Genomic DNA, 8,165 nt, shown 5'->3' with positions numbered 1-8,165 from the left:
ATTTTGGCATAGAGAATTAAATTTTTATTTCAAATTTAATAAAATTATTGACTTTTTCTTTATAAAATGTATTAATTATACGGTTGATTAATTTTAAAACTCAAAAGGAGAAACTATGTGGAAGCGTTTTTTAATTGCTTTTATAGTGCTTTTGGTAATCTTTGGCAGTATTTTTGGTTTTAAAGCTTATATGGCCTCAAAACTAAAACAAGCTCAAATGATGCATGGTACCCCAAAAGTATATGTAAGTGTTGCATACTCAAAGTTAGAAAACTATCAGCCCTACCTGGAATCCATTGGCAATGTTGTATCGATTGATTCTGTTAACGCAACAACACAGGTGAGCGGTCAGATTGAAAAGATTTACTTTGATTCGGGAGAATCTGTAAAAAAAGGCCAGATACTAGCTAAATTGGACGACTCCACACAAAAAGCCCAGTTAGAACAATACAAAGCCCAACTAATTCTTGATGAATTTAACTACACTCAGTATAAGCAATTATATGAAAAAAACGCTTCTTCAAAAGCTTCTTACATACAGTCACTATCGGCATTAAAGCAAACTCAGGCTTTAATAGCTCAAACTCAATCTATAATTGACAAAATGACCATAAAAGCTCCATTTTCAGGCATTTTAGGTATGAGGTATGTAAGTGTAGGTCAATATGTAAACCCCGGTCAACCAATTGTTTCTTTATATACGATTGATCCAATTTATGTGGATTTCACACTGCCTCAAAATGATTTGGGAAAGATCGGTGTAGGTCAAAAAATTGAGATTCATACCGATTCAGATCCAAATAAAACCATAATAGGTAAAATAAAAACAATCAGTATAAACATAAATAATATTTCAAGAAATGCAACAATAAGAGCTATTGTTAACAATAAAGACAACCTGCTAAAACCTGGAATGTTTGTTAAGGTAAACATTATATTGCCTAAAATACCAAATGTGGTTGTTGTGCCAGCTTTAGCAATTACCTATAATCCATATGGTGATTTTGTATATGTTGTAACAAAAAAAGGCAATGAGTATATTGCAAATACGGTGTATGTCAAAACAGGTCAGACTCAAAACAACAAAGTGGTTATTCTAAAAGGCCTAAAAAGTGGCCAGATGGTTGTAACTCAAGGCCAGCTAAAACTGAGAAATGGTTCAAGCGTAATTATTGAGTCTATAGATAAGGACTATTAAAATGAAATTTACTGATATTTTCATTAAAAAACCTGTTTTATCGGTTGTTATTAGCCTTGTAATCTTATTTTTGGGTTTAAGATCAATAAGTGAGCTTGGTATAAGACAATTCCCTAAAACAGAAGATACACTAATTACGGTTCAAACCGCCTACCCTGGTGCAAGCGCTGATGTTGTGCAAGGGTTCATAACAACACCACTTGAGCGCGCAATTGCCTCAGCAGAAGGAATTGATTATATGACTTCTTCAAGTCAGGAAGGCATTAGCACAATAAATGTTTATATGAAACTAAACTACAATCCAAACGCTGCATTATCCGAAGTATTAGCCCAAGTAAACTCTGTTTTAAATCAGTTGCCAAAGCAGGCACAGTTGCCCGTTATTACAAAAACAAGCGTTACAAATGTTGCGTATTTGTATCTTGCATTTACTTCAAACGGTATGAATTCATCTCAAATGACTGACTATATAAACCGAGTTATAGTACCTCAAATTCAAGCAGTAAATGGCGTTGGGCAAGTTATGGTTTATGGTAACAAAACATTTGCAATGCGCGTCTGGCTAAACCCTACAAAAATGGCTGAATTTCACATAACACCCCTGCAGGTTTATCAGGCACTTTCGGCAAATAACTACATTTCTGCTACAGGCTACACAAAAAGCCCATACATTCAAATAAATATATCTACTGCAACTGATTTGCACACAGTTGATGAATTTAAAAATTTAGTTGTAGCCAATTACAATGGTACGCTAATACGCTTAAAAGACATTTCAAAAGTAGAGTTAGGCTCTGTAAATTACTCAGCAACAAATATTTTTAACGGCAAAGAAGCAATAGTGCTTGGTATATTTACTACTCCAACGGCAAACCCCCTAACAGTTGTAGACAATATTTATAAAATACTGCCATCAATACAAAGCCAGCTACCAAGCGCAATGAAAATGAAAGTTGCATACGATAGAACAACCTACATTAGAACATCAATCGATGAAGTAGTAAAAACAGTTTTAGAAACATTAATTGTTGTTATTGCCGTAATATTTTTGTTTTTGGGCTCATACAGAAGCGTTATAATTCCTGTTATTGCAATACCACTATCTATAATTGGCGGTATGTTTATGATGTTCTTGCTTGGATATACTATAAACCTTCTAACATTACTAGCTATGGTTTTAGCTATTGGTCTTGTGGTAGATGATGCTATAATTGTTGTTGAAAATGTTGATAGACACATAAGTGAAGGCAAAAACCGTCTTGAAGCATCTCTTTTAGCAGCTAGAGAGCTTGGAGTACCGATTTTAGCCATGTCAATAACACTTGTTGCCGTATTTTTACCTATTGGCTTTATGAGTGGTCTAACTGGTGCTTTGTTTAAAGAGTTTGCCTTTACATTGGCTGGCGATGTTGTAATATCTGGTATTGTAGCACTGACACTATCTCCAATGCTTGCATCAAAATTTTTAAAAGAAGAAACAACAAAAAAAGGTTTTTCTCACTTTTTAGATAAACAATTTGAAGCGGTGCGCAAACTATACTCAAAAATTTTAAAAGTAGTGTTGGATTCAAAGCCCGTTGTTGTGTTTGTTATTGTTGTTGTGCTAACAAGCGCGTATTTTTTGTTTATTACAAGCAAATCGGAACTAGCCCCAACAGAAGATCAAGGTGTAATATTTGTCCAAGGCACAGGCGCACCAACAGCTACACTCAATGACCTTACAAAAAGCGCAAAGCAAATTGAGCAAATATACAAAACATTCCCCGAGCTTCAGCAGTACTTTATGGCATTGGGTTTTGGCTCATCAAACAACGCTCTAATCTCTGGATTTATGCTAAAGCCATGGAACCAGCGCAAAAAAACACAAATGGAAATAATGCCTTATTTGCAGCAAAAATTAAACACAGTACCTGGTTTGCAAATTGTTGCTTTTCCTCTGCCAAGTTTGCCTGGTTCTCAGGGTTTGCCAGTTCAATTTGTAATAACAACAACATCAAATTACCAACAACTGTATGAAGTCTCAAATGAACTTATTGCTCAAGCTATGAAAAGCGGTCTTTTTGCTTTCATGGACAGCGATCTTAAATATGACCAGCCTCAAATAGATATAAAAATAGATAAAAGCAAAGCTCAAAGTATGGGAATAAATATGCAAACAATAGGTGATAGTCTTTCTACGCTTTTAAGTGAAAACTACATAAACTGGTTTAGCATGCAAGGTTACAGTTATAAAGTCATACCGCAGGTACCTGGAAAATACAGACTGGATCAAAATAGCCTAAAAAATTATTACATTAGTGCTTCAAACGGCCAGCTGGTACCATTATCAAGCATTATTACCATCAAAACAAGCACTGTCCCCGAAGCTCTAAACAGGTTTAACCAGCAAAATAGCGCAACTATATCTGCTACAATGAAGCCAGGCGTAACGCTTGGTCAGGCACTTAATTATTTAGAAAAATTATCAAAAAAAATTTTTCCTCAAGGTTATACTTACAATTTTTCTGGACAATCACGCCAATTTGTCCAGGAAGGCTCGAGTATGCTCATTACCTTTATCTTTGCACTTGTAATAATATATCTTGTTTTATCAGCATTATTTGAGAGTTTTGTAGATCCGCTCATAATACTAATTAGCGTTCCTATGTCTATAACCGGTGCATTAATATTTTTAAGTCTCGGGTTTGCTACTGTTAATATTTATACTGAAGTTGGTCTGGTTACATTAATCGGTCTGGTTAGCAAACATGGTATACTAATTGTAAAATTTGCAAATGACTTGCAAAATCAGGGAGTTAAAAAACGACAAGCTATAGAGCAAGCTGCTCAAATTAGGCTACGCCCAATTTTAATGACTACCGCTGCAATGGTCTTTGGCGTTGTCCCGTTGCTTGCCGCAACAGGCGCAGGTGCTGTTAGCAGGTTTGATATAGGTCTTGTAATAGCAAGTGGTCTGGGCATAGGTACTTTTTTAACAATATTTATTGTACCTACAGTGTATTTGATTATTGGTAAAAATATGAACAAAACTACGTAAAAAAAAGTATACTCAAACGCAAATTTTGTCATCTTAAAGTGCAAGCGAAGTTAGTCATCCTGAAGTGTCTTTTTCGTCATTCTGAAGCGCTAGCGAAGAATCCCATTTACTTTATAATGGTTGCTAGGTAGATTCTTCGCTAGCGCTAACGCGCTCCTCAGAATGACAAGGGGGATGTGTCATTGTTAAGTGGTAGCAAAGAGTCCCTTTCTATATAATTATAAAAGACTCTTTCAAACGCTTTTTTGCGTTCCCAAAAAGACAAAAAGACTTCGCGCAATAAATTATTTTAGAAGTCCCCAAATCATCTTTATTGCTACAACATACAAAACAATAGCTATAATTTTTTTTACCTGATTGGCATTCAATTTTGTGGTCATTGCCCAAGAACCTACCAAAGCACCTGCAATTGAAGCAGCAATACATAAGCTCAACAGCACAATATCAATTTTGCCAATTGCAATGTGCCCCAAAAAGCCCGCAAAAGACAAAAATATTACAATAAAAGCGGTGGTGCCCGATGCATTTTTTGGATTAAAGCCACTCCAAACCAGTCCAGGCACTATAAAGTTTCCCCCTCCAACGCCAAGCAAACCGCCAAGGTATCCTGCGCCAACTCCTAAAATACTTCCCAGTGCCCAATCGTTTACCTTTTTTTGCCCAGTTTGCTTTGGTTTGTAAAACAACATCATTGTACCGGCAAAAAGTAAAAACAATACAAAAAACAAAAGCAAAAGTTCTTTTGAAAAATACTTTGTACTGTATGCTCCAAGCGGTGAAAATACAATCCCAAAAACTATTATAGGGATGGCTGCCTTGAAATTTACAAGGTGATTTTTAATGTAGCCTATACTTGCAAAGCTCATACTCACAGCATTAAGAAGCAGTCCAATAGCCATAGCTTCTTTTAGTGGAATACCCAGATAATACAGCGTAGGAATTACAATAAACGCTGCGCCTAAACCCGCTACAGTTAAAAAGATTGTAAATATAAATATAAGAAGGGGTCCAAGTATTAAAGTCAGCATCTAAGCCTCACTTTGAGTAAGTAAAACACTCAAGGCAAACCTTTTTAGAGTTTTCAATCCTTGCGTAATTTTCTGCGCACAACTGACCGCATACTTCACATTCTACAAGGTTAAATGTTGCGGGTGGCTCAAAAAAGTCATATTCAAATGGACCTTTAATCTCAATAAGCTCTCCAACAGGCGTATTGAAAGGTTTTTTTAGCATCTCAAAAGCAATCTCAGATGGTATGTCAGATGGCTTTATCCCTTTTTTTCTAAACTCTGTAATAAACGGTGAATTAAACGCATTTTTTATCACTTCATTTTTTATACGTACATGCACAGCTTTTTTGGTTAGCTTGTCTATTAGCAAGAAAGCAAACTTACCTTTTGGGTCTTTTTTCATGAGCCCTTTGCCAAATGTAGCGCCCGTTGAAAACTGCACACCATCTGCAAAACAGCCTGCTGCATGATTGTCTCCAGACTCAAGAATTACAAATTTATCCATATTTTGCTCTCTTTCTACACCTAAAGCTTTTAGTGCAGCTTCGCCTGCTATAAAGCCAAGCGGCATAGCACCGCATACATGGCCATGAATTGCAAGGCTTGATGCAAGAAGCCTTGATCTTTTTTCATCTAAACCTAGTTGATCTACCAATTTTTCAAAATCGTTCATCGAAACACCTCCAGATATATTTTGTTATAGTAATATAACCAAAATTAAAAATTTGTCAAGATAGCATAAACTAATTAGAAATATTTACATTATTTCATAATTGAGTCACAAATATGAAATAAAAACCATATAGCTTAAAGAATGATATGAGAGAAGAATTTGAAAAACAAATTATACAAATGATACTTAAAAATTTTGATATACAAAGCGAAATTTATGAACTTGAAAGTACGCTGCAAAAAAACGGCTTAAAACGATTAAATAACATCAAAAAAACATTACTTGCACTTAAAAAATTCAAAGACAGGCAAATTATCTTTTTTCTTTTTTTAAAAGCCAAAATTTTAGAATTTGTCCATATTTAAACATTGACTTTTTTGCAAAAAGTGATTAGTATTAAAATATGTTAGAAAAAATCAATATAAAAACTGATTGTCACAAGTGCCTGTTAAATATAACAGATAAAATCCAGCAGGTTTTACCCAAAAAAAATGGTATTTGTCTTATATTTGTGCCTCACACAACCGCAGCTATCACAATAAACGAAGGCGCCGATAAAGATGTAAGTTTAGATATTGTAAACCACCTGCAAAAACTGATACCCAAAAATGCTGGCTTTTTACATATTGAAGGGAACTCTGATGCGCATATTGTATCAAGCCTAATTGGCACTTCATTAGAAGTAATAGTCGAAAATGGAAAAATTATACTTGGAGTTTGGCAGAAAATATTTTTTGTAGAATTTGATGGTCCACGCAATCGAAGCGTTTATGTAAAGTTTATAGAAGGATGAATTTATGAAATATTTGATCTTATTAGGCGATGGCATGGCAGATTACAAAATCAAAGAACTTGACAATAAAACACCCCTTGAATATGCAAACACACCTTACATGGATAAACTTGCAAGTGGCACAGTGGGGCTTTTAAAAACTGTACCAGACGGTTTGCCGCCTGGCTCTGATGTGGCAAATTTAAGTGCAATAGGATATAACCCAAAACAAATCTATACAGGAAGAGCACCAATTGAAGCGCTTGCCAAAAATATTGCACTTGGCCCAGATGATGTAGCCTACAGATGCAACTTTGTAACCATAGAAAATGACATTATGAAAGACTTTAGCGCATCACACATTAGCTCAGATGATGCAAAAAAACTTATTGATTTGTTAAACGAGCAATTAAAGCTTGATAATATCAAATTTTTTGCAGGGGTTAGCTACAGAAACCTAATGATTTGGAAAAATGGCAAAACAGACTCTACTACACCACCACACGATATTACAGACAAAAATATAAACGATTACCTACCAAAAGGAGAAGCTAGAAACGAGCTTATAAACATCATGCAAATGGCTAAAGAAATCCTAAAAAATCCGATAAATAATACATTAGCAAATGCAATCTGGCTTTGGGGGGAAGGCAAAGCGCCAAAAGCACCATCCTATAGGGAAGTTTACGGCATTGATGGCGCAGTTATAAGCGCGGTGGATCTAATGAAAGGCATAGGCAAGTTATTAAAACTTGAAACGCCTTATGTTGAAGGTGCAACTGGTTTTATTGATACAAACTACGGCGGCAAAATGAAAGCTGCCTACAATGCTTTAAAAGAGCTTGGGTTTGCTTATGTGCATATTGAAGCACCAGATGAAGCCGGGCATATGGGAGATTTAGAGCTAAAGATTAAAGCTATTGAATTATTTGACAAAAATATAGCAGCACCAGCAATTGAATTTGCTAAAGAATTTGATTTAAAAATTGCATGCTTGCCAGATCATCCCACACCAATTAGTCTAAAAACACACACAAGCGATCCGGTGCCTTTTGCCATCTGGCATGGACAGTCTGGCTCAAAAAAATATTGCGAGGATTTAGGCAAAATCGGTATCTTTTTGGAAAACGGTACAGAATTTGGAAAATTCTTTTTTAAAGATACATAATAAAAATGCCCCAAAGCCAAATAGGAGTGGCAAATGGTAGGCCCAATTGATATGCAAAGTGTTATATTAAACTCCTACACTCAGTCTAACGTAAACAATAACCTGCTACTTCAAGCAGCCCAGGCAGACAGTGTAAAGCGAATAGCACACAAAAAAGAACAAGAAGAAGAAAACACAAAAGTAGAAAACGCTCAAAATTCTCAAAATCCAAATATTAGCGAACATCAAAAGCCAAAAGCTCAAGAAAATACTCCAAAAAGCAGTAAAAAACACATTGATATAGAAGTTTAAGGTTTGTTTTTGAATT

The 8,165-nt window shown here is 35.3% G+C and carries 8 protein-coding genes; 6 read left to right on the top strand and 2 right to left on the bottom strand.

From position 1 onward, the window contains the following. Nucleotides 1-115 precede the first annotated feature (115 nt). Both ACP5FO_RS08020 and ACP5FO_RS08015 read left to right on the top strand, forming a co-directional pair. The gene (locus ACP5FO_RS08020; protein WP_092129043.1) at nt 116-1,198 is read left to right on the top strand and encodes an efflux RND transporter periplasmic adaptor subunit; all 1,083 of its coding nucleotides are present in this window, start codon (nt 116-118) and stop codon (nt 1,196-1,198) included. A 1-nt stretch (nt 1,199) separates the two neighbouring features. Next, nucleotides 1,200-4,235, top strand: coding sequence for an efflux RND transporter permease subunit (locus tag ACP5FO_RS08015; protein ID WP_428157332.1), 3,036 nt, complete (start codon nt 1,200-1,202; stop codon nt 4,233-4,235). A gap of 284 nt (nt 4,236-4,519) precedes the next feature. On the opposite strand, the gene ACP5FO_RS08010 is transcribed toward ACP5FO_RS08015, so the two are convergent. Together ACP5FO_RS08010 and ACP5FO_RS08005 are read right to left on the bottom strand one after the other, a co-directional pair. Beyond that, entirely contained in the window at nt 4,520-5,263 is a 744-nt protein-coding gene (locus ACP5FO_RS08010) for a sulfite exporter TauE/SafE family protein (RefSeq protein WP_428110560.1), read from the bottom strand. Between the two features lie 7 nt (nt 5,264-5,270). Further along, nucleotides 5,271-5,918 (bottom strand): FmdE family protein, encoded by a 648-nt coding sequence (locus tag ACP5FO_RS08005; protein ID WP_428157331.1) that lies wholly within the window; start codon nt 5,916-5,918, stop codon nt 5,271-5,273. A gap of 146 nt (nt 5,919-6,064) precedes the next feature. Between ACP5FO_RS08005 and ACP5FO_RS08000 the strand changes: the two genes are divergently transcribed. Genes ACP5FO_RS08000 through ACP5FO_RS07985 form a run of 4 tightly spaced genes read left to right on the top strand, consistent with a single transcriptional unit; the run spans nt 6,065 to nt 8,149 of the window. Beyond that, on the top strand, nt 6,065-6,283 hold the full coding sequence (locus ACP5FO_RS08000; RefSeq protein WP_272978891.1) for a hypothetical protein: 219 nt from the start codon (nt 6,065-6,067) through the stop codon (nt 6,281-6,283). Nucleotides 6,284-6,321: 38 nt separating this feature from the next. Next, a complete protein-coding gene (locus tag ACP5FO_RS07995) occupies nt 6,322-6,711 on the top strand; it encodes a secondary thiamine-phosphate synthase enzyme YjbQ (RefSeq protein WP_092129049.1) in 390 nt (129 codons plus the stop codon). Between the two features lie 4 nt (nt 6,712-6,715). Next, the gene (locus tag ACP5FO_RS07990; protein ID WP_428157330.1) at nt 6,716-7,858 is read left to right on the top strand and encodes a cofactor-independent phosphoglycerate mutase; all 1,143 of its coding nucleotides are present in this window, start codon (nt 6,716-6,718) and stop codon (nt 7,856-7,858) included. 33 nt (nt 7,859-7,891) lie between these two features. Beyond that, the gene (locus ACP5FO_RS07985; RefSeq protein ID WP_092129053.1) at nt 7,892-8,149 is read left to right on the top strand and encodes a hypothetical protein; all 258 of its coding nucleotides are present in this window, start codon (nt 7,892-7,894) and stop codon (nt 8,147-8,149) included. Nucleotides 8,150-8,165 lie beyond the last annotated feature (16 nt).

Source organism: Desulfurella sp., from assembly GCF_049977265.1.
Taxonomy (GTDB): domain Bacteria; phylum Campylobacterota_A; class Desulfurellia; order Desulfurellales; family Desulfurellaceae; genus Desulfurella.
Note: the sequence above shows the minus strand (reverse complement) of the source record. Positions and strands in the feature narration are given on the sequence as shown.

What these genes read in the sequence shown, in the direction of transcription:
- ACP5FO_RS08000 (WP_272978891.1), top strand. Translation starts at nt 6,065, where the DNA reads ATGAGAGAAGAATTTGAAAAACAAATTATACAAATGATACTTAAAAAT.
- ACP5FO_RS08015 (WP_428157332.1), top strand. Translation starts at nt 1,200, where the DNA reads ATGAAATTTACTGATATTTTCATTAAAAAACCTGTTTTATCGGTTGTT.
- ACP5FO_RS08005 (WP_428157331.1), bottom strand. Translation starts at nt 5,918, where the DNA reads ATGAACGATTTTGAAAAATTGGTAGATCAACTAGGTTTAGATGAAAAA.
- ACP5FO_RS07985 (WP_092129053.1), top strand. Translation starts at nt 7,892, where the DNA reads ATGGTAGGCCCAATTGATATGCAAAGTGTTATATTAAACTCCTACACT.
- ACP5FO_RS08010 (WP_428110560.1), bottom strand. Translation starts at nt 5,263, where the DNA reads ATGCTGACTTTAATACTTGGACCCCTTCTTATATTTATATTTACAATC.
- ACP5FO_RS08020 (WP_092129043.1), top strand. Translation starts at nt 116, where the DNA reads ATGTGGAAGCGTTTTTTAATTGCTTTTATAGTGCTTTTGGTAATCTTT.
- ACP5FO_RS07995 (WP_092129049.1), top strand. Translation starts at nt 6,322, where the DNA reads ATGTTAGAAAAAATCAATATAAAAACTGATTGTCACAAGTGCCTGTTA.
- ACP5FO_RS07990 (WP_428157330.1), top strand. Translation starts at nt 6,716, where the DNA reads ATGAAATATTTGATCTTATTAGGCGATGGCATGGCAGATTACAAAATC.